Source organism: Mycolicibacterium arenosum (assembly GCF_024320865.1).
Classification (GTDB): domain Bacteria; phylum Actinomycetota; class Actinomycetes; order Mycobacteriales; family Mycobacteriaceae; genus Mycobacterium; species Mycobacterium arenosum.
Genome location: NZ_JANDBD010000001.1, coordinates 1 through 19,808 on the forward strand (window position 1 = coordinate 1; position 19,808 = coordinate 19,808).

General features: G+C 63.5%; 20 protein-coding genes and 1 pseudogene. 9 read left to right on the forward strand and 12 right to left on the reverse strand.

The window, feature by feature from the left end; genetic code table 11:
- Positions 1 to 80: 80 nt before the first annotated feature.
- On the reverse strand, positions 81 to 563 hold the full coding sequence (locus tag NM203_RS00005) for a hypothetical protein (protein ID WP_255057552.1): 483 nt from the start codon (positions 561 to 563) through the stop codon (positions 81 to 83).
- Between the two features lie 109 nt (positions 564 to 672).
- Between NM203_RS00005 and NM203_RS00010 the strand changes: the two genes are divergently transcribed.
- The 3 genes from NM203_RS00010 (at position 673) to NM203_RS00020 (ending at position 2,971) form a co-directional block, all read left to right on the forward strand.
- The gene (locus tag NM203_RS00010) at positions 673 to 1,029 is read left to right on the forward strand and encodes a type II toxin-antitoxin system RelE/ParE family toxin (RefSeq protein ID WP_255057553.1); all 357 of its coding nucleotides are present in this window, start codon (positions 673 to 675) and stop codon (positions 1,027 to 1,029) included.
- An 11-nt stretch (positions 1,030 to 1,040) separates the two neighbouring features.
- The gene (locus tag NM203_RS00015; protein WP_013470986.1) at positions 1,041 to 2,141 is read left to right on the forward strand and encodes a HigA family addiction module antitoxin; all 1,101 of its coding nucleotides are present in this window, start codon (positions 1,041 to 1,043) and stop codon (positions 2,139 to 2,141) included.
- A gap of 107 nt (positions 2,142 to 2,248) precedes the next feature.
- Positions 2,249 to 2,971 (forward strand): hypothetical protein, encoded by a 723-nt coding sequence (locus NM203_RS00020; RefSeq protein WP_104864096.1) that lies wholly within the window; start codon positions 2,249 to 2,251, stop codon positions 2,969 to 2,971.
- 238 nt (positions 2,972 to 3,209) lie between these two features.
- Here the strand turns inward: NM203_RS00020 and NM203_RS00025 are convergent, their stop codons facing one another.
- A complete protein-coding gene (locus NM203_RS00025) occupies positions 3,210 to 6,335 on the reverse strand; it encodes an MMPL/RND family transporter (protein ID WP_255057554.1) in 3,126 nt (1,041 codons plus the stop codon).
- 273 nt (positions 6,336 to 6,608) lie between these two features.
- The gene (locus NM203_RS00030; RefSeq protein WP_067773629.1) at positions 6,609 to 7,250 is read right to left on the reverse strand and encodes a TetR/AcrR family transcriptional regulator; all 642 of its coding nucleotides are present in this window, start codon (positions 7,248 to 7,250) and stop codon (positions 6,609 to 6,611) included.
- Between the two features lie 104 nt (positions 7,251 to 7,354).
- Here NM203_RS00030 and NM203_RS00035 point away from each other — a divergent pair, with 104 nt between their 5' ends.
- Positions 7,355 to 8,224 carry a metal-dependent hydrolase gene (locus NM203_RS00035; protein ID WP_255057555.1) on the forward strand — a complete coding sequence of 290 codons (870 nt, stop codon included), beginning with the start codon at positions 7,355 to 7,357 and terminating at the stop codon, positions 8,222 to 8,224.
- A gap of 131 nt (positions 8,225 to 8,355) precedes the next feature.
- On the opposite strand, the gene NM203_RS00040 is transcribed toward NM203_RS00035, so the two are convergent.
- The 3 genes from NM203_RS00040 to NM203_RS00050 form a co-directional block, all read right to left on the reverse strand.
- The gene (locus NM203_RS00040) at positions 8,356 to 9,246 is read right to left on the reverse strand and encodes an alpha/beta fold hydrolase (RefSeq protein WP_255057556.1); all 891 of its coding nucleotides are present in this window, start codon (positions 9,244 to 9,246) and stop codon (positions 8,356 to 8,358) included.
- 58 nt (positions 9,247 to 9,304) lie between these two features.
- On the reverse strand, positions 9,305 to 9,757 hold the full coding sequence (locus NM203_RS00045; RefSeq protein WP_082957820.1) for a PaaI family thioesterase: 453 nt from the start codon (positions 9,755 to 9,757) through the stop codon (positions 9,305 to 9,307).
- Between the two features lie 182 nt (positions 9,758 to 9,939).
- Positions 9,940 to 11,136 (reverse strand): cytochrome P450, encoded by a 1,197-nt coding sequence (locus tag NM203_RS00050; RefSeq protein WP_067773639.1) that lies wholly within the window; start codon positions 11,134 to 11,136, stop codon positions 9,940 to 9,942.
- Positions 11,137 to 11,209: 73 nt separating this feature from the next.
- On the opposite strand from NM203_RS00050, the gene NM203_RS00055 reads away from it, so the two are divergent.
- Positions 11,210 to 11,806 (forward strand): TetR/AcrR family transcriptional regulator, encoded by a 597-nt coding sequence (locus tag NM203_RS00055; protein ID WP_067773641.1) that lies wholly within the window; start codon positions 11,210 to 11,212, stop codon positions 11,804 to 11,806.
- A pseudogene (locus NM203_RS00060) lies at positions 11,803 to 12,853 on the forward strand (LLM class flavin-dependent oxidoreductase). Before NM203_RS00055 ends, NM203_RS00060 begins: the two are co-directional and overlap by 4 nt.
- Positions 12,854 to 12,901: 48 nt before the next feature.
- On the opposite strand, the gene NM203_RS00065 reads toward NM203_RS00060, so the two are convergent.
- The 3 genes from NM203_RS00065 to NM203_RS00075 form a co-directional block, all read right to left on the reverse strand.
- Positions 12,902 to 13,375, reverse strand: coding sequence for a DUF6188 family protein (locus NM203_RS00065; RefSeq protein ID WP_067773643.1), 474 nt, complete (start codon positions 13,373 to 13,375; stop codon positions 12,902 to 12,904).
- Between the two features lie 78 nt (positions 13,376 to 13,453).
- Positions 13,454 to 14,125 (reverse strand): TetR family transcriptional regulator, encoded by a 672-nt coding sequence (locus NM203_RS00070; protein WP_067773645.1) that lies wholly within the window; start codon positions 14,123 to 14,125, stop codon positions 13,454 to 13,456.
- Positions 14,122 to 14,634, reverse strand: coding sequence for a PaaI family thioesterase (locus tag NM203_RS00075; RefSeq protein WP_067773704.1), 513 nt, complete (start codon positions 14,632 to 14,634; stop codon positions 14,122 to 14,124). The genes NM203_RS00070 and NM203_RS00075 overlap by 4 nt, the downstream gene beginning before the upstream one ends.
- A gap of 102 nt (positions 14,635 to 14,736) precedes the next feature.
- Here NM203_RS00075 and NM203_RS00080 point away from each other — a divergent pair, with 102 nt between their 5' ends.
- The 3 genes from NM203_RS00080 (at position 14,737) to NM203_RS00090 (ending at position 17,276) form a co-directional block, all read left to right on the forward strand.
- Complete coding sequence (locus tag NM203_RS00080; protein ID WP_067773648.1) at positions 14,737 to 15,429, forward strand: TetR/AcrR family transcriptional regulator; 693 nt, start codon at positions 14,737 to 14,739, stop codon at positions 15,427 to 15,429.
- Positions 15,430 to 15,973: 544 nt separating this feature from the next.
- Positions 15,974 to 16,291 (forward strand): hypothetical protein, encoded by a 318-nt coding sequence (locus NM203_RS00085; RefSeq protein WP_013471002.1) that lies wholly within the window; start codon positions 15,974 to 15,976, stop codon positions 16,289 to 16,291.
- Between the two features lie 118 nt (positions 16,292 to 16,409).
- On the forward strand, positions 16,410 to 17,276 hold the full coding sequence (locus NM203_RS00090) for a hypothetical protein (protein WP_013471003.1): 867 nt from the start codon (positions 16,410 to 16,412) through the stop codon (positions 17,274 to 17,276).
- A gap of 4 nt (positions 17,277 to 17,280) precedes the next feature.
- Here the strand turns inward: NM203_RS00090 and NM203_RS00095 are convergent, their stop codons facing one another.
- The 3 genes from NM203_RS00095 to NM203_RS00105 form a co-directional block, all read right to left on the reverse strand.
- The gene (locus tag NM203_RS00095) at positions 17,281 to 17,742 is read right to left on the reverse strand and encodes a transposase (RefSeq protein ID WP_067773651.1); all 462 of its coding nucleotides are present in this window, start codon (positions 17,740 to 17,742) and stop codon (positions 17,281 to 17,283) included.
- A 79-nt stretch (positions 17,743 to 17,821) separates the two neighbouring features.
- On the reverse strand, positions 17,822 to 19,384 hold the full coding sequence (locus NM203_RS00100) for an AICE element replication initiation protein (protein WP_255057557.1): 1,563 nt from the start codon (positions 19,382 to 19,384) through the stop codon (positions 17,822 to 17,824).
- Between the two features lie 134 nt (positions 19,385 to 19,518).
- On the reverse strand, positions 19,519 to 19,716 hold the full coding sequence (locus tag NM203_RS00105) for a helix-turn-helix transcriptional regulator (RefSeq protein ID WP_013471006.1): 198 nt from the start codon (positions 19,714 to 19,716) through the stop codon (positions 19,519 to 19,521).
- Between the last annotated feature and the right edge of the window lie 92 nt (positions 19,717 to 19,808).

Sequence of the window (19,808 nt, forward strand, 5' to 3'; positions counted from 1 at the left end):
ATTTACAGTTCTGAGCACGATGGCCTCGATCCCTTCTACCCAAGGGTTCGAGGCCATCATCGCGTCAAATCACCGCCCGCTCAGCCACCGCCACGCCACGACTTTTTCAGGTCGAAGTAGCTAATCGGCCTGATGTGATCACGTATGTACTCCACGCGGGCGGTGATCGCTGAATCGTGCGATTCTCGCCTCAACCGAAGCTCCCACAGCACGAACACCGGAACAACGAGTAGGACCACCGCGGCGGCGACCCAGCTGCCCGTCCGGTGCCAAGCCCACGCAGCAACCAAGGCCTCGACCGGCGTCAGCATTTGCCAAAGGTCTCTCCTCCCCGCGGCGCGTATCTGCTGCTCAGCGGACAGAAGCATGACGCGTTCTTCGACGTAGAAGGCGAGCATTCGTCGAGCCTCAGAGTCCCCCGGCAACTTCTCCAGCAGGTCGAGGTCGCGTGCGATGCCATCCCGGAGGTCTCGGCGGTCCTTGCGCGCCGCGAGGTAGGCGGCAGCGATCGTCGCGAGACCGGCGATCAGCGCCACGCTGAGAGGGACGACCCACTTCTCCATGGGGCAAGTATCTACGGTTGGGGCGCCAACCTTGGCTAAGCATGGCCGCAACACCTGACGGGGAGAATGCCTGCGCGCGCCCTCTGGGTCGTCGCCTCTGATGGGCATAATGTCTCCAGTACGTGCGTTAGACTGTAACGAGATCGGTGACATCCAGTTGGAAGTGCAGTACGAACACAAGAAGCTTAAGAAGCTGTGCACAGACGAGCGGGAAATGAAGAAGAAGCGCTCTGACATCGCGGGGAAGCTGCGGCTGCGGATCAAAGCGCTGGAGACAGCGAAGTCTGTTGGCGAGCTGTCCACTCACGACCCGCTGGGGGAATGGCACCAGCTCAGCGCTGACCGGGACGGTCAGTGGGCGGGAAAGCTCAGCGGCAACTACCGCCTTGTGATTCGTCCACACGACGCAACTGAGCCGTGGAACTCGGTGACCGTAACCGTGATCGAAATCGACGACTACCACTGAGAGGAGAAGCCATGACTGCGACCAACTACGCCGTTGCTCCAGGTGAATACCTGGAGGAGTGGATAAACGAGCACGGCTTGTCTCAGCAGCGCGTCGCCGAGCAGCTGGGGTGTAGCCGCAAGCAGGTCAACGAGATCGTCAACGGGCGCGCACCGATCACTAGCGATACCGCGGTTCGCTTGGAGCGCGTCGTCGGCATCCCGGCCGACTCATGGCTCCGCTACGAAGCCGCATATCGCGCTGACCTTGCACGGATCGCCGATGAAGAGAACCTAGCGGCGCACGCAGACGAGATCGATCCGGGCGCAGTGACCTACCTTCGAAGTTTGGGCGCGACTAAGGCGACACGGAAGTCACCTGGGTCTCTGGTATCGGATTTCCTGGCCTTCCACCGCTGCGGTACTTGGGATGCCTACATTCATCTGCATGAGACCGCATCCACGGGCGACTATGCGCTCGCCGCTCTGAAGGAGTCCGGCGACGCCAAGATCGACGCGACGGTGCTATCGACGTGGTTACGCGCAGCAGAGCTCGCCGAGCCGTTTGAACGTGGGCGGCGCTACGTCTACGACCCAGACCGGCTGAGAAAGGCGCTTCCACAGCTGCGAGCTCGAGCAGCCGAACCCGGCGCCACGATGCTTCGCGACATCGCGAACATGCTTGCCGATGTCGGAGTCGTCTTCATGGTGGTCGACCCGCCCAAGAAGTTCCCGCTGCATGGCATGACGCGTTGGATCGACAAGCGAGTACCTGTGATTCAACAGACCGGGCGGTGGGGCAAAGATGGCTTCGTCATCTGGGCGTTGTTTCACGAACTCGGCCACGTGCTGAACGACCCCCGCGGAGAGATGCATCTGGAGTACAAGACGGAGAAGAAACGCAACAGCGAAGCGGAGAAATCCGCCAACAAGTTCGCGATGGACGTCTTGTTCGGCGAGACCGGGATCAAGCCGTTCGAGGGACTGACGCGCGATCGCGACATCGAGACCGTTGCGAGACAGCTAGGTGTCTCGCCAGGTGTGGCCGTTCACCAGATGCACCGACGCAGACTGCTCGATTACCGGTTCGGGAACAAACTCTGTGTCGACCTCGCTGGAACCTTCACGGCATAGATAGCGGCTTGGTGCATCGTCACCCGGGACCACGCGGGAATTCGCCCGCAAACTTGGGATGATGCGGCTGTGACTGTTGTCCTCTCGGGCCACGGTTTTGGATACGAATGAATCCACCGAAAAGCACCACCAGCACCGACGCCAACGGGCTGCGGTGGAAGCAGACCCTCGACGGCAAAATCGAGCGGGTGCTATCCACCACCGCGGTGCCCGCACCCCGCACAGCTGACAGCGTGCAACCCTATTCGCAGATTCAGACCATTACCCCGGAGGAAGCCAAAGCCCATCGATTTGGTGGGCCAGACGTTCCCGATTTCGGCGACGAGGAGAGTGGCGATTCTGCTGAGACTGAAACGGCAGCAAGGAACATCGTCAACGACTGGACTCCCGTCAAACGCATCGGCGCCCCGATCGTCGAGCCGCACCACTCCGATCCGAAATTGCTGGCGATCGAAATCGGCTACGCTCCGGACGCGCCCCAACCTTGGTACCAGTACTTCAGGGACGGGCTCCGCGCAGCCGGCATCCGCTCGAACCAGAGTCATTCGCAGGGTCCGTACCAGTCCTCGACCTTCGAAGCTGCGAGATCTGCTCTGCCGCTCGTCATCGAGGGGTTCGATGCAGCCGTCAAGTCCGCGAACGAGCGATTCGAGACGGAGCACTTAGTACGGCTCCGTGAGCGTTTAGCCAAGCTGGATGCGGCGCTGGATGCTGCGAATGCACGGCAGGGCGAGCTCGATAATCTGGCCGAGCACTTCAGAGAACCCGGTCGGTTGCCATGGGATCAGCGCGACTTAACCCACCCGGGCGATGACGACAACCACGAGTAGCCCGTTTGAGGTGTTCGACCTGCGGGGAACTGGGTGTCGCGAGAAGATTTTCAACCGGTCCATCCCTCGCCAACCTCGCGGCTCTTGCCGCGAAACTACTACGCCGTTGTGAAGGTGTTTCCGAACTTCGTCCGTCGATAGCCGACGGATCTTACTGGCGCAGGGGTCGTATTCATTCGGAGTGAATACGCCTTCACGCTGGTCGGCATGTAGCGCCGGGCATTGCCCTGTTCGCTTCTCACCGATCCTGGACCAGCACGTGAGGTGCGTCCTTCATGCCTCCTGCGTTGGTCTGACCACGTCGCGGGGCTGTTGCTTTAGTGGGCCACCAGCTGGCTTCGCGTAGGAGTGTGGCGATGGCGGGCACGGTGAGGGTGCGCACGAGGAAGGTGTCGAGCAGCAGTCCGAAGCCGATGATGAGGCCGGCTTGGACCATGATGGCGACTGAGCCGACCATGAGGCCGAACATGCTGGCGGCGAATATAACCCCGGCGGAGGTGATGACGGCTCCGGTGTTTGCCACGGTGCGCAGGACGCCGACGCGGATGTTGGTCCCGGATTCTTCGCGGAGCCGTGAGACGAGCAGCATGTTGTAGTCGGCGCCGACGGCGACGAGGATGATGAACGCCAGCAGCGGTACGGGCCAGGCGATCTCTTGGCCCAGTACCCATTGGAAGACCACAACGCCGATGCCGAGCGAGGCGAGGTAGTTGAGCAGAACCGTGCCTAACAGGTAGATCGGTGCCAGGAGAGCGCGCAGTAGCAGGACCAGGATGACGCCGACGATAATCGTGGTGGCGATGGCCAATTGTGCGAAATCCGCCCACAGGAATCGTTGGATATCGGAGTTCACAGCGGGGAAGCCGGCGACGGACACGGTCGCGTCGGCGAGTGACGTGTTGGGTCGTGCGGTGTTGGCAATGTCGGTGATGTGGTTGGCGAGGTCCATGGCTTCGACGCTGTAGGGGTCGTTGCTGGTTTCGATCATGAAGCGCGCGGTCTTGCCGTCAGATGAGAGGAACTGTTTGGCGACGTCGGTGAACTGTCGGTTTTCGAATGCGTTGGCGGGCAGGTAGAACCCGCTTGAGGAGTCGGAGTCAGCCGCTGCGCGCGAAGAGTTCTGTAGTTGGGTGGCGATCTGGCTCATGCCGGACAGCATTTCGATGTTGCTGTCGGCGAGGGTGCGGACGCCGGTGGCGAGTGCTTGGGCGCCGGAGGCGAGCTGCCCGATTCCGTCCTGCAGTCGGCGGAGGTTGGTGGCCAGGTCGGCGGGGTTGCCGAGGGCTCCGAATGCCTTGTCCAGTGAGGCGACCGCGTTTTGGACATTCGCGAGGGTGCCACCGACGGTGGCGTTGGTGGCGGGGTCGTAGCGGTCGCCGAGGTCGGCGATCTGGTTGAAGAATCCGCTGTCGCGCAAGGTAACCAGGATCTTCACCTGGTCGCGGATTTGGGCGCATTGTGGGGTGGTGGCACACCACGGTGAGGTGTTGAGGGCGCCGACGAGCGGGTCGAGCAGTGTGATCGCGTTTTGCGCTTGGTCGGCCAGTGGTCGTAGTCCTGGGCCGGATTGGATGGCTTGATCGACGGCGGGGGCTGCGGCGGAAAGTTGCTGCAGTAGAGGGCGGAACTGGTTGACTTGGCTTCCCGCGGATTGGGCTTGGGTGAGGATGCCGGCCAGTGGCGTGAGGGCGGTGCGCACGGTGCTGTCGAGCTGGGCAAGGCCGTCGGCGAGTTGATCGGCGCCATTGGTGAGTTTGGTGAGGTCGTCTCTGCGTGAGTTGCCCTCGGCGACCGCGCCGGCCATTTTGTCGCCGATCTGGCCGTTCTGCCAGGCCAGCTCTGCTTGGTCGAGGCGCTCTCCGGTGGGGCGGGTGACTCCGGAAACTTTGGTGACGCCGGGGATCTGGGAGACGCGGGAGGCCATCTCGTCGAGATCGGCCAGTCCTTTCCCGGTCCGCATGTCGGTGGGGTTTTCCACGACGAGGAACTCGGTGATGACGACGTCTTTGCGGAAGTGGCGGTCGAGAAGTTGGTAGCCCTGGTTGCTGGCTGTGGTGTCTGGTTGTCCCTTGCGGTCGTCGTAGCTGATTTTGATGGTTGTGGCGGCTGCCGATAGGGCGAGCAGGATGACCAGGCTGACGATGAGTAGTGGCACGGGACGGCGGACCACGGCGACGGCGACGCTGTTCCAGTAGCGGCGGGTGCGATCGGGTTTGGGTTCACCGATGCCGCGTTTGGCGGCTAGCGACAGCACGGGTGGCAGCAGGGTGACGGTGGCCAGAAATCCGAACAGCACGGCGATGGCACATGCGGGGCCCAGGGCGGCGAAGACGCTGAGCCGCGCGAAGACCATGGCCAGGAACGCGAGTGCGACGGTGGCGGCGGAGGCGAGGATGACGCGCCCGATGCTGGCGGTGGCGTGGATGATGGCCTGATCGGCGGGTACTTCGGCGCGGCGCTGCTCGTGGTAACGGCTGATCAGAAATACCGTGTAGTCGGTTCCGGCGCCGAGCAGAATCGCCGTCATGAAGGCGACGGTGAACTGGGAGACCGGCATGCCCAACTCGCCGAGGACAGACAGCACACCGCGCCCGACTGCCAGGCTCAACCCGATTACCAGGAGCGGCAACAGCGCGGTGAAAACCGACCGGTAGACGATCAGCAGGATCAGCGCGATCATGCCTGCGGTAGCGATAGAGATCAGCAGCAGGTCGTGCTCGGCGGAGGCGATCATGTCGCTGAAGGTCGCCGGTGGTCCCGTCACTTGGACGGTCGTGGTCGAGCCGGCGAACACCTCCGCTGCGATGTCGCGCACTGCGTTCACGGATTCTGAGGCCGTGGGGTCTCCGAGGGTGCCGGTGACACCGACGGGCAGGTACCAGGCTTTGCGGTCGGCGCTGACTGCCTGGGCTTCGGTAATCGGATCGGACAGTAGGTCCTGCACCAGCAGGACGTGGTTGCCTTCGGCCTGCAACCGGCGCACGAGTTCGCTGTAGCCCTGCCGGGCAGTCGGAGTCAAGCCATTGGGGTCTTCCATGGCGACGAACACCACGGTTTTCGAGCCTTCTTCGCCGAAAGCGGCGCTCATGCGGTCAACCGTCTGCAAGGACGGCGCATCGCGAGGAATGAGGTCCACCGACTGTTGGCGCACCACGGTTTCCAGCTGGGGGAACAGCAGCGCAAGGACCACCGCGGCGCCTAGCCATGCCCCGATGACCAGCGCTTTGTGCCGGAGGGTGAATCGGGCTAGCGCTGCCAACCGTTCGCTGTACTCGCGGGTGTCGGCCGGGTCGGGGGAGGATCCGTTGGCCCGCCGGCCACGGCGCGTGGCCTGGCTTGGGGAATCTGCAGTGCCGTCGGCCACTGGACCTCCACTGGTAGCGAATCGTATCGATACTGTCGGTATCGCTACGCTACCGCATGTAGTGCAAGTTGGTGCGGCCGCTATTCAGTCGGGCCCCGGCCGCCGGTCACAGTCGGCAGAGGAATCGTCGAAACTCAGTTGGCTTCTATAGCCAGGCCGACGTTGTTCAGTCGACGACACTGGCCTTGGCTGCCGTTCAGGGTCTTGCTGTTGCTGGCCCAGGCGTTGGCATCGAGGCACGCACGGCCACATCGTGTAGCGGGCCGCGGGCCGCTACCTGTGGGGTCGGGCTTCGGTCGTGGCCGACTGGCCCGTGTTCTGCAGCAGCACGTAATTGCCGAGGCTGCCCAGGAAACCTGCGCAGTGCTGAACGAGTTCATCGGTGGTGAACTCCAGTTCTCCGTCGAGTCGGCGGCGCAAGACTTCGAATAGCCCTCCCACGCCCAAGGTCGAAGCCAAATGGGCAACCCCCACGGCGGAGTCGGCGATGTCGAGGTGGAGTCTGGCCTCGCGCAAGACGAGGTCGGTGAAACCGGCCATCAGTTCGCTGCGTAGCTCCCGGAGCAGCGGCTCGGTTGCAGATTCCACGAACAGGATCCGACCCAGCCGAGGGTCGTCGTCGATCATGCTGACCAGCCTGCGGATCGGCGCGTACGCCAGCACCTCCGGTGGCTCACCGGCATCGGGGATCGCGTCGACTATCACCTCCTGGAAGGTGGCATAGAGCTGCTGGTAGACAGCTCGCAGGAGTGCGTCTCGGCCGGAGAAGTGCTGGTAGAAGTAGCGTGACGTGACACCCGATTCAGCGCAGATGGCAGTCACAGTGGCGGCGGCAACGCCGCGCGTGCCGATCAACTCCGTTGCGGCCTCGATGAGACGGGTGCGCCGGTTCCGGTGACGCTCCTCGGCGGACATCCCGCTATACACCCGCGCCGAAACCACATGGATAGCTTGCCATCTAATTCTGACAAGGCTTAGAGTCAGATTGCCAGCGTGCCCTTGACGAACGGGAGAACAACATGAGCGACGATTCGTCCACACGGCCCACCACGCGGGTCGTCCCGAAGCCCCGCCGTGTTCGATTCGACATGCCTGCCGGGTCCAGACGGCAGCACTTCGTCGATGGCGACTTGGTGATGAGCCATTTTGTGTCCACCTTGTCGGCCACGTTCCCCGAAGGCGAAGACTTCTTCATCCGGTCAGTCCGCGAGTACTGGGAACACGTCAGCGACGCCGACCTCAGGGAGGCGGTCAAGGGATTCATTGCACAAGAGGCCACCCACCGACACCAGCATCGGCTGCTCAACGATCGGCTCCAAGCGATGGGCTATCCCACCGAGGGTATCGATCGGCATATCAAGAAGTTGGTTGGCCGACTCGAGAAGCGTTTTTCTCCCACGATGCGCCTGGCTGTGACGGCCGCCCTCGAGCACTACACGGCGACATTCGCCGAGATCATTCTCACCAGCGACGAAGCTCAAGAATTGATCGGCGACACCGAAGTGCGGCCTATTCTGCTCTGGCACGCACTGGAAGAGTGCGAGCACAAGGCCGTCGCTTTCGATGTGTACGAGACGGTCGGTGGAAGCGAACGCACCAGGGTCTGGGGGATGCGGATCGCCAGTCTCCTCTTGTTCAGCGAGTTGGTCATCCAGACCACCCGCTCTCTGGCCGGTGACCGTGCCGCCTACAACCCGGTGCGGTTGCTGCGCAGCCTTCGAGCCTTCCGTCATAACCCGCTATTCAGCTCAGCAGCAATTGAGCGCTTTCGTTCCTACACCCGCGCCGGATTTCATCCCGACGACTGGGACAGCGCAGAAATCCTCGAACGCTGGACCAAGGAACTCTTCGACGCCGATGGTGGCCAACAAGCGCGAAGTAACGTCTAGCTCGACCAGAGCCCGTCGCGGTCAGAGTCGGCCTTCAGCGAAGAACAATTCACGGGCTTCGCTCCGCGCGCAGTGAAGTCAAGCCCAGTTCTTGCTACTGGCCTCTCGCTGGTGCTCGATCACGTTGCGACCTACAGGAAGCTCCGGCCGAGGAACTCGGTGACGGCGGCGCCGAAGGCGTCGTTGTCGTCGCCGGCGATCATGTGTCCGGTGCCGAATACGTCGACGGTCTCGGCGTGGGGAACCAGTTGCTTGAACTCGTCGACGGTGGCTTGGGAGACCACGTCGGACAACAGGCCCCTTACGAGAAGTGTTGGGGCGCTGACCCGTCGGGCTCCGTCGATCAGCAGGTGGCTGATTGCGTCGAATTGCTCCGTTCCCGTGGTCGATTCGTCGCGGATGAAGTCGAAGTTGGAGTGAATGAATGCCGGGTCCCACCGCCAGATCCAGCGGCCGTCGTGACGCTGCCGCAGCACCTTGCGCAGGCCGTCGACGTTGGCCGGGCGCGAGCGATGGGGGTTGTACGCGGCGATCACCTCGGCGGCGTCGGAGAGGGTGCCAAAGCCATCGGGATGTGCGGCCATGAACGTCACCACGCGACGAGCGCCCTGGAATTCAAGCCGCGGGGTGACGTCGACCAGGACGACCGCCGCCCACGACGCCCCGGACGTCAACAGATGCGTGCCGAGCACGGTCATGCCCCCAAGGGATGCACCTACGACGGCAGGGGCGGTATCGGCGCTGAAGTGCTCACGCACGGTGAGGAGATCGGTCGCGAGTCGCTCGAGGTCGTACCTGCCGGCTGGGTCCCAGTCGCTGTCGCCGTGACCGCGGGTGTCGTAGGCGACGACTGTGTATCCGCATGCGTGGAGGCGACGCGCTGAAGCGCTCCACGCGTGCCGGTTCTGGCCGCCGCCGTGCAGGAGCAGCACGACGGGACGGGCGTCCCCGTGGTCGTAGCAGTCGGCGGCCAGGGTGATCCCGTCCTGGGTTCGGACCCGATGCTGCACGGCGGAGGTCATGACACCTCCCTGGCGAGATCGGAGTCCGCCCGAAGCGTGCGACCGGCTACAAGCACCTTCATTGTGCGTTGCCCGCGGCGTTCACGATCGTGACCGTGCCCTGGGCTACGCAGACGGCTTTGTCTCCGTTGCTGATGTCGATGCGCGCTACTCCACTGCGCTTGCCCAGTGACACGATGTCGGTGACGGCGACACACACCCCGCTGGACACGGGTCGCAGCAGGTTCAGCTTGAATTCGGTGGTGGCGACCCATGATCCGGCCGGAATGACGGGGTAGAACACGACTCCGAGACAGTGGTCGACCATCGCCGATAGACATCCGCCGTGCAGGGTACCGAAGGGTGTGAGCAGTTCGGCGCGGGTTTCCATCTCTGCCACCAGCCGACCGGCGGCGAGTTCGGTGTGCCGAAAGCTCAGGAACGTCGACAGTCCACCCGCCGTGTTCGCCGATCTGAGCAGCTGGTCGGCGATCTGCTCATCGAAGTGCGCGAATGTCACTGCCACCACCAAGCCCCTTTCTCCTGTCCGGTCATGGGTTCGATCACCGTTCGAGCCTGCGAATCGTTTGAGCATGTCGCCGAATGCGCCGAATCCGCCGACGTCGCCGTGCGCGGCGGAGGGCTCGACCTCGACGGCGATGGACCTGGCCGTCGCGGTGAAGCACACGACGCGTCGTCGAAAAGGGGCACGGGCTAGACCGGTGTGGTCCAAGTGATGGGCAGCGATGTGTAGCCGCGGATCGGCCCGGACCGCAGCCGCCGCGCCGATTCAAGATCGACCTCCCAGTCAGGCACCCTGTCCAACAACGCATCCAGAGCGATGCGGGCCTCCATCCGCGCCAGCGCCGCACCCAGACAGAAGTGAATGCCGCGACCGAAGGCGACCTGGTGCTCACTGGTGCGCTCGATGTCGAACACGTCCGGATCGGGGAAGGCACGCTCGTCGCGGTTGGCCGACCCGAACAACAGCAGCACCTTCTCACCTTGACGCATCGTCGTCTCGTGCAGGGTGACGTCGCAGGTCAGGGTTCGTGAAAGTCCCTGTGCAGGTGAGTCGTAACGCAGCAACTCCTCGACCGCAGGCCCCAACAGTGTTCGATCGGCGGCCAGGCGTCGGCGGGTTTGCCGATGCTGGGCCAGCACGACCGCGGAGTTCCCCAGCAGATTGGTGGTGGTCTCGTAGCCCGCGACGAGCAGCAGCGCGCAGAAGCCGAGGACTTCCTCGTCGGTCAGTCCGATCCCGTCGACTGTGGCGTTGGCCAACGCCGACATCAGGTCCTCGCGGGGGTTCTTGCGGCGGTCGGCGAGAAAGTCGGTGAAGTAGGCGTAGATCGCGGCGGCGGCGGTCAGTGCGTCGGTGGTTTGTCCGTGGTTGACGTCGACCTGGACCAGTTGGCTCGACCACACTCGGAACTGATCACGATCCGTGGCGGGAACGCCGAGCAGATCAGCGATCACCGCGGCAGGCAAGATCGCGGCGAAGTCGGTCACGAAGTCCGCTGACCCCGACCCCTCGTCGAGCCGCTCGAACAACTCCGCGGCCATCTGTGTGATGGCGCCCTGCAGCCCGGCCACCCGCCGGGGAGTGAACGCCCGGCTCACCAGGGCACGCAACTGGTCGTGGCGCGGAGGGTCCATCACGATCATCATCGGCAGGAACGAGCCGATGAAGTCCGATCCCGGCGGGGTGGGGAAGATGCCGTCCACCGAGGAGTACGTGCCGTGATCCAGTGCTGCGGCCTGGACGTCGGCGTGCCGGCTCAACACCCAGGTATGGGATTCCTCGGCGCGGTACACCGGAGCCGCGTCACGCAATAACCGATACGTCGGATAGGGGTCGTTGAGGATCGTGGCGTCGAACGGGTCGTAACGAATCTGCACCGAGACCACAAGACCTCCTACCATCAAAGTAACGACGGTTTAGACTGGCAGTCTAAACCGGCCGAACGGGACAGGTGGGGCAATGCGCAAGATTCCACGTCAGATCTCTGACCGGCTTCCCGCCGCGGCGGACTTGTTCGCCGAGAAGGGGCTCAACGACTCCAAGATCGAAGACGTCGCCGCGGTGACCGGTGTGCCGAAAGCGACGCTGTACTACTACTTCGCCGGCAAAGAGGACATCCTTGCCTTCCTGCTCGAAGACCTCCTCAAGGACATCTCCGATGCCGTGACCACGATCGTGAACACCGACGGCACCGGTGCCGAACGCCTCGAACTCGTCATCCGCGCACAACTGCGGGCAATGGCGCAGCGGCCAGCGGTATGCCGTGCACTCATCGGCGAACTGGGACGAGCGGCCCGCATGCCGGCCATCGCCGAGATGATCAATACCGCCTACCAACAACCCGTCGAAACTCTGCTCGTCGAAGGGGCCCGCGACGGATCCCTCGTCGCTCAGCCCGATGCACGATCGACGTCCATTGCGCTGTTCGGCGCGGTCACCATCAATGCACTCATGTACCTGGTCACCGGTAACCACCTCGACGAGACGGTGGTCGCCGGCACCCTCAGCGCCGTCATGTTCGACGGCCTGCGCCCGCGCACAGGAGACCAGTCATGAGCACCTACGGCCTGTCGGTTCTCGGCGCGGATTTGAAGTCACTGGCCCAGACCGCCCAGGCCGCCGATGCGGCCGGGTTCGACGCCGTATGGGCCTCGGTAGTTCTACTCCCGGTCCGGATCGATCTCCATGGCCGCGATGGCCAACAGCACACAGAACTGCCGGATCGGTTCCTCCATTCTCTACGCCGTCGGCCGAAGCCCCCTGGTGCTGGCCACCGAGGCACGCGATCTCGACGAACTCTCCAACCGACGACTGGTACTCGGCATCGGCAACGGCACCAAACGGATGATGAGCGACTGGCACGGCGTGCCCGACACCTCCGCACCCGCCCTGCGGATGGAAGAACTGGTGATGCTGCTGCGCCGGATATGGAACCTGCATGAAGGCCCGATCCATCACGAGGGCCGTTTCTACAGAATGAATCTCACCCCGACCGGCGACGTGGGACCCTCCAGCCGGCCGATCCCGATCGTCACTGCCGGTGTCCGGCCCCGGATGTGCGAGGCGGCCGGGCGGGTGGCCGACGGCCTGGCCGGACATCCCCTGTTCACCACCACCTACGTCGAGGAGATCGTCCGGCCCGCTATCGCCCGGGGTGCCGCGCACACCGGCCGCGACCCCAATGACGTGGAAATCATTTCCATGGTGATGTGCGCCATCCACGACGACGCCGAGGTTGCCAGGCGCGAACTGGCGCAGCAGATTGCGTTCTACTCCTCGGTCAAATCCTACGAGACGGTACTCGATGTGAACGGATTCGCCAGCGAAGGCCGAACCATCCGGGAAGCATTCGCCCAGCGCGATTTCCCGGCGATGTTCGCCGCGGTGTCCGACGAGATGATCGACACCATGGGCGTCGCCGGGACGGCACACGAAGTCCGTGAACAACTGAGACGCTACGACGGCGTCCTCGACCACATCATGCTGTATTCACCGTCGGTCGGCATCGCTGCGGAACGCGTGCAGCAAAACGTCGACAGCATCATCGGGGAATGCTCGCCCGCCTCGATGTCGCGAGGGCGGTCCGGTCCACGTTCAACCTGATCCACGCATTGCCGCCCACGTCGACCCGTCGCCGCGTCCGCGGCCGCATCAGTGGCTCTGCCGCGCCGACCCCGCCGATGATTGCGTGGCGCTGTTGACGATGTTGACGATGTTGGCGTCGTCGGTGTCGGGGAGGTCATGGCGGACCACGCGAACCCGTCCTTGAGGTAGGCAGGCCATGTAGCCGTGGCGCATGCCGTAGAGTTCCCACGCTGTCTGTTCAGTGTCGGGATCGACATCGATGCGATGTCCGCGCGAGAAGCTCAGGTGTAGTCCTCCATCGTCGCTAGAACAGGCCTGGGTGCACACTGCGCCGGCGAGGTTCAGCAGTGGGCGTTCGTGGGTCGCGATCCTGAGGGGGTCAATGCGCACCGCCTCGATGGGGTAGGTGTCGACGGCCGGAAGGGTCAATAGCAGGGGGCAGGAGATGACGATTTCGTTGTAGTCATCGAAATCCAGAACCAGGCCGCCATGCAGCGAGAGGCGTTGTACGACAAGGTTTTCGATCCATTGGGTGTACATGGCAGTCTCTTTTCGACGCATCGTTGAGCCGTATCCCCAAAGAGTACGCTAAGTAGCGCTGCGATACCAGTAGTATCGTTATCGGTTGGCGGTGGGCCGAGCGGCGTTGGTCACGACGCGCCTGGTGGCTCGGTCAATGCGGTCGCGGGTGTCGGCGGCTGTCGCGCGGTCGCCGCTGAAGGCCACGAGGTTGGCCAACCAGATGTCGGAGATGACCCCAGCGACGTGCAGATCGGCGGGGGTGGGTTCGCCGCCCCTGAGCGTGCGGGCTAGCAGGATCTGGATCTCATCGGCCGCGCGGTCGAGTTCCGCGGCGGCGCGGGTGTCTGCGACGGCGAAGGCCCGTGTCATGGCCGTCGTCAGCCATGGGTCGCGCTGCCAGCGGTCATGCAGATGTGCGGTGAGCCGTTCGAGCCGTTCCAGCGGTGTGCCCTCACCACCCGCCCAGTCGCCGGCCGAGTCGAGTCGACGGAACTCGCGCGTCAGCGCTGCTACCAGCAAGTGGGTTTTCGCCGGGAAATAGCGGTAAAGCGTGCCGACGGCGATGCCGACCCGCTCGGCAACCGTCCGCATCTGAACCGCCTCGTAACCACCCGCCGCGGCCACGGCCAAAGCTGCATCCAGAATCGTTTCCCGGCGCCGTGCGGAGGCGCGTGAACGCGACGCGTTAGCGGCCCGCTTCTCTGTAGCGACCGAGTTCGCTTCCGAAGGCAGGGTTTTCCCGCGGCTGCGCGCCTGAGGGAAAGTCATGACGGCCCCGGGTCCAGACCGCCGCGGCGCGAGAACTGCTCCAGAAGATCGCCGAAAGCGCTGACATCGCCGTGTGCGGCGAAGTGCTCAGGGCTGACGACAATGAACACTGCACTGGCGGTGAAGCGGGCGATCCCGCCCTCACCCGTGCCTGTCGCCGTGACATGCAGCGCCCGCCCTTCACGAGAGACGATGTGGGCAGTAATCCGGTGGGTCTGATGCAGCGGCACCGGCCGCAAATATTCGACCGTCAGGGTGCGGGTCACCGCCGGGGTGCCGGCGATCCACAACGTGAAGCCCAGGACGTCATCACAGGCGGCGGCCACTGCCCCGCCATGAGCCAGGCCCGGGGCCCCCATATGGCGCTCGTCGAACGTCACATCGGTGTACACCGCGTCGCCGCTGCGATGCACCACCAACCGCAGTCCGTGGGGGTTGTCCGGGCCGCAACCCATGCAGGTCGTGGTGTGCGAGGGTAGCCGCTCCGGCGGCAACACGCTTTCGGGCACCATCACCCTCCAATACGAGCGGTTTCGCTGCGCTACCGTTAGTACCACACTGCTAGACTGCAGTGACAGCATCGCGTGAAGATCGGCCGCCGAGGTGAAAGAGTGAGCGACAGCCAGTCAGTGCCAGTCCCTGACGACGACGTGGACCCTCGGCGCATCCGGTCACGCACCCGGCTGCTGGATGCTGCTGCAACGCTACTGAGCACCGGTGGGGTGGAAGCAGTCACTATCGATGCCGTCACCAAAGCATCCAAAGTGGCCCGAACCACGCTGTACCGCCACTTCCACAGTTCGTCGCATTTACTCGCAGCCACGTTCGAACGCCTACTTCCACAAGTGACCACTCCGGCACCGACCAGCGGACCCCTCCGTGAGCAGCTGATCGAACTGCTCAGCCGCCAAGCCGCCCTTTTCAACGACGCACCGCTGCATGTCACGACACTCGCGTGGCTCTCATTGGGGCCCACCGGCTCCAATAACGATGCTGATGACCGCCACACATCGGGCGCGTTACGGGCTCGAGTCGTTGACCAGTACCGTGAACCGTTTGACGCCATACTCACCAGCCCGAGAGCACAAGCCGAACTTGACGGCTTCGACCGGGAACTGGCGCTCTGCCAACTCGTCGGACCACTCGCCTTCGCCCGAATGACTGGGATTCGCACCATCACCCACAATGACTGCGCGAACATCGTCGATGACTTTCTCGCCGCACACCGCAAGACCGACAGCGACGCCAAAGAGTCGAAGATCTCAACCAAGCAGACGGGCCGCCCCGCGCGTCTAGCTCGGTAGGCACAACGAAATCACAACGTCCAGCCGGCTGGTATTCGGGCTCTTTTCGCCTTCTCGCAAATCGCGTCGGCGATGGCATCGAAGGGCCGTTCGGCGCCGTCATCGGCGAGGCCGTGTGCGCAGATTCCATGGGCATCCGCGTGACGATTCGTGCCGGCAAAGTGAGTGCACCACCCCAGTGTTCGGACCGCCGTTTCCCGCGTTGAGAACTCTTCCCCCTACGTCCGTGAGGTGTCTCGCAGGCAACTCCTCCCATCCGCGGTCTCGCACTGCTTGGGGCGCGGGGTGTCCGCGCCGAGGATCTTTACCCGAATATCGTCCGTCGTTGAATGATCGTGCTGGCCCCGGAGTGCAAGAGGTGTGTGCCTGTCTGGCCGTTGCCGCTTGGCCGTGCGTGAAGGCGGCAACACGCCCTCGGAAACGGCACGTCGGGATCACGTGCGGTTGAGTAGCCCTCGGGGAGCCTGTCGTTGGCTCGCTTTACTTTGGGCGAATATGGCTGTGGTGGTGGCCGCCGACAGGAGCGGGGTCCTATCGTTCGGCCGTGGATAGAAAAACGCGTACCGACAATGCCGACGCCGAACGGGAGTTGGCCAATATGGCCGATGGCGTGATCCTCACACGTGCACTGGCTGGCGTTGCCGAGGTGCAAGTGTGGAAGCTCGAGACTCTCTCGGCGGCTGGCGATGACATCGATGACCATGAGCGCGTTGAGGCTTCGGCGGAACTCACCATGTCTCTGTGCACGTACAGCAAGCAGGTGAAGCAGATGGTTGATTCCGGACAATCGTTGGCCGACATCGCCCACCTAACGGGCCTGGAAGTCGATGAGCTTCGGCTGGCTGTGTCGTACGCGCCTTGACCGGTGGCTACATAGGCCTCGGGGCTGTGCCTGTTGGCGAACGCACACGAATCTGGGTTGTAGGCGAATGTGGCTGTGGTGGTGGACTATTTCGTCCGTCGGTTCGTAGGTTGCAGGCATGGGAGCGAACGAGAAGCTGAAGGCCCGGTATCGGGCGGTCGAACTGCAGCGCAAGAAGAATGCTTCGCGGGCTCGGCGGGATCGCGCCAATGCGTCTGATGCCGAGTCGATCCGTGCAATGCTGCACAGAGTCGGTGCTGTTGATTCATGGGAGCGCAAGCGTTTTGACCAGGCGGCGGAGAACATCCGTGCTGATGCCGTAAAGCGCAGGGCCGGTCACTTTCGTGGTCTGCAGGCGCTGGTCGGGCAGATGCGTGGTCGTGGTCTGACCTTCGCGCAGATCGCTGAGCTTGTCGGTGTCGATGTCCGTGAGATTCAGGCACAGCTGCGCCGGGCCGGGGGCGAGGGTGGACATGATTCGGCAATCTCCCCGGCAGCACGTTCGAGAGCTGCTGATGTCGTACCCGAAGGCGCTGCAGTCAACGATGATCCGATCTGTGATGGTGTTGAAAGAAATGAGAGCGAGGGCGGTGCCTACGATCCGACTCGGTGTGTCCGCTGCGATGCGGTGATGCTCGATGAGGACGCCACTCCTAGACGTGGCCGACGCCGGCTGTATTGCTCGGATACGTGTCGTCGGGACGCATCGGCGGCCCGTATCGCCGCACAGCGATACGGGGCGCCGATTCGCGTGATCGAAGTCCCGAAAGCCGCTGCATCGCAGAAGCAATCTGCGGGAACACCCGAGCCGCACCGGCCCGTCGCACCGGTGGATGCCGCCAACAGGGTCCTGGACGATGGCGAGGCTTTACGCGGGTTGCTTACTCGCTTGGCAGAGCAGGCTCGGCTCAAGAAACTTGATCGTGCCACGCTGACGGCTGCCCGTGACCTGTCCAATGCCGTTCATCCGCGCCGTAGTTGGTGAGAAGTCAGCTGATTCGGCGAGGGCCATTTCTATTGGGACGTCGTGCGGCGGGACTGCGCCCGGTCATGCTCGCGACGGTACGGCCAGCGGTGTGCGTAACCGTCTGAGCGAGGTCATCGGCTAGGTACTCGATGCTGGCCTCCAACTCGTAAACGGCGTCCTTTCGTGCTTTGGTGATCATCGTTGATGCGTACTCATGATGAGGCAAGTACCCGTTCTGCCGGCCGAAATCGTCGATCATGACGTCGATGGCGTCGTCGAACCGGGTGGCCAATCGTTGGGCTTCGGTGTCGGCGCGTTCCTCGATGAACTCATCGCGCTCGTCCGGGGTCCAGGATGGCGGGAACCGCAGATGCGTCCGGTATAGGTCGCGGATCGCCGCATCAAGCCGGCCGGAGAATACGATCTCGGGCCAATCGCTGACCGCGGCAGTGGCCAAGTTCTCCAGGTCGTCATCAAGGCTCATCGCAGCTGCTCCCTCTCGGCTGCTCCTGATACTGCCTGCAGGCACCGACAGCTCGTCGAATCTGGACCGCGGGGTGCCGTTATGCGGAGAGGTCGTCGCGGCGCTCGTCGGCGCTAGAAGTGGTCGGGTTCTCTCGGGCGGGCGCTGCGGGGGGACTGGGCCGTAGCAGCGAGGGACGCGAGGGCTGCGAGGCTTGATGGGCAGCCACATCTTTGTGTGGTGGATAGATGGTCCACAGCAGGACGTTGCGGTGGTTGCGGGCTCCGTCGTTCTCGATCGCCCATCCCAGGTTTCGCAGCGCCGGCGCGTGTCTACGGAGCAGGCTTGTCACATCGCGGCCGTTCTTGGGCCATTCCTTGGGGCGTCGCCAGTGATCGCCTGTCGGGGTGAAGAGGGCGAGCAGGTCGACACCGGACTGTCCGCGCAGCGGTTCTAATATGTGGTGGCGCAGCTGTTCGATGAAGAGATCGCCGGACAAGCTGTCCTCCGCGAGCTGATCTGCGCGGGACATGTAGCGGCGTAAGCCATGAGTCGACAAAAGTTCGTCGACGGCCGCCAGCACGCGACCAAAGTCCGCCATGCGTGGCGCATCATCGACCACGATGGTTTCGAGGCGTTGATGAACGGTGGCGGCCAGGTTGAGGAGCCCGCTTAAAATGCCTGGTAGAGCCGTGCGCCACTGTTGTCGCAGAGTGGCCTCAGACTGTCGCGTGTGGCGTTCGATGCGTCGCAGATCAACCATTGCCATGCGTTCGGCGAGGTCGGGACGTATTGCGCCGACGTCGATGCCGTTAACGATGATGCAGCGGCGGAACTTGATCACTGCGAGGTCCGAATCGGTGTAGAGCGCGCGTTTGACGTTGCCGTCGCCTGTCGCAGCTCGACACAGCGAGTCCGACAACCACGGTGGGATCGCGGACAAATTGTCCAGGGCCACTACCCAGGAACCGGAGGCAGCGGTCACCCACGAGTCGGCGTCGCGGGGCGCCTGGCGCACTTCAATAGAGGAGGGGTCGATGAGATCGACCAGCATGCGCGTCGTCGTGGTTTTGGCGCTGCCTTGCTCGGCGAACAGCGCCAACACAGGGTGCGGGACATCGCACTGGACGAGCGCAGCGATGAGCACTGCAAGCAACACGGGTTGGTCCTCGACGGCAACGTTAACGAAGTTCCATAGCTTGTTGACGTCACCGTTGGCGGGTGGGAGAGGCATCTCGGCGGTCAGCGCTGTCCGCAAGAACCGAACCGGACCTGAGTCGGCGACTGTCCATCGACCCTGGCCGATGCGGATGACCTTTCCGTCTTGTCGGCCGGTGTCGATGTAGCTCGTGCCGTGGTAGTCGGCGATGCGCAGGTGCAGTTTCTCCGGGGGCTGGTTGGCGGCCAAGCCTTCGAGGACCAGCGTGGCGTCGGTGAGGGCCTGGCCGCCGGCAACGGTCCCGGTGTCATTGAAGTACCGGGAGGCGAGCTCGGCGCGCAGGCCAGCTTTTCCTGCGCGCAGTAGTATCGCCAGATGGGGCCGGCTGCGTTCGGCGCCGAAGGGCTTGCCGTCTTCGGAAACTCCGAGGAGATAGCGTTCTTGGGCCATAGTGACCAGGCGTGCGGCGACGGATTTCTTGTCATTATCTGCGTTGCTGCTCATAGGCAATCAAGCCTGTGGTGCTTCCGCAGGCCGGCATGACGGGTTAGTCTCATGGGGAACTTCCGTTTTGGGTAATCGGGTGGTTCGAACGAAAGGCCTCGGCTAGACCCCGAGGTCTTTCTCATTCGTCGGCGTCACGCGGCGTCGCCGCCTCCGCGCCGGGTTGTGCTCTCCCGCTGGGAGATCCATCGCAGAACCTCATCGCGTCGATAAACGACCCGGCGGCCCAAGGTGAAGCTCGCTGGACCGATGTCCGAATGACGCCAGTACCTCAGCGTCCCAACCGGGACACCGGTCAGGTCCGAGACTTCCTTGGCTCCTAGCAATTCCATCAGATTCCTCCTGAATTACGGTTGGTTTGGCTGAGCCAACAGTGACTGCGGCTATGGCGCCGTGTCCACCACCACAGCCACATTGACCGAAA

Coding starts and splice junctions, on each gene's coding strand:
- NM203_RS00005 (WP_255057552.1), bottom strand. CDS start 563: ATGGAGAAGTGGGTCGTCCCTCTCAGCGTGGCGCTGATCGCCGGTCTC.
- NM203_RS00010 (WP_255057553.1), top strand. CDS start 673: ATGTCTCCAGTACGTGCGTTAGACTGTAACGAGATCGGTGACATCCAG.
- NM203_RS00015 (WP_013470986.1), top strand. CDS start 1,041: ATGACTGCGACCAACTACGCCGTTGCTCCAGGTGAATACCTGGAGGAG.
- NM203_RS00020 (WP_104864096.1), top strand. CDS start 2,249: ATGAATCCACCGAAAAGCACCACCAGCACCGACGCCAACGGGCTGCGG.
- NM203_RS00030 (WP_067773629.1), bottom strand. CDS start 7,250: ATGTCCGCCGAGGAGCGTCACCGGAACCGGCGCACCCGTCTCATCGAG.
- NM203_RS00035 (WP_255057555.1), top strand. CDS start 7,355: ATGAGCGACGATTCGTCCACACGGCCCACCACGCGGGTCGTCCCGAAG.
- NM203_RS00040 (WP_255057556.1), bottom strand. CDS start 9,246: ATGACCTCCGCCGTGCAGCATCGGGTCCGAACCCAGGACGGGATCACC.
- NM203_RS00055 (WP_067773641.1), top strand. CDS start 11,210: ATGCGCAAGATTCCACGTCAGATCTCTGACCGGCTTCCCGCCGCGGCG.
- NM203_RS00065 (WP_067773643.1), bottom strand. CDS start 13,375: ATGTACACCCAATGGATCGAAAACCTTGTCGTACAACGCCTCTCGCTG.
- NM203_RS00070 (WP_067773645.1), bottom strand. CDS start 14,125: ATGACTTTCCCTCAGGCGCGCAGCCGCGGGAAAACCCTGCCTTCGGAA.
- NM203_RS00090 (WP_013471003.1), top strand. CDS start 16,410: ATGGGAGCGAACGAGAAGCTGAAGGCCCGGTATCGGGCGGTCGAACTG.
- NM203_RS00095 (WP_067773651.1), bottom strand. CDS start 17,742: ATGAGCCTTGATGACGACCTGGAGAACTTGGCCACTGCCGCGGTCAGC.
- NM203_RS00100 (WP_255057557.1), bottom strand. CDS start 19,384: ATGAGCAGCAACGCAGATAATGACAAGAAATCCGTCGCCGCACGCCTG.
- NM203_RS00105 (WP_013471006.1), bottom strand. CDS start 19,716: ATGGAATTGCTAGGAGCCAAGGAAGTCTCGGACCTGACCGGTGTCCCG.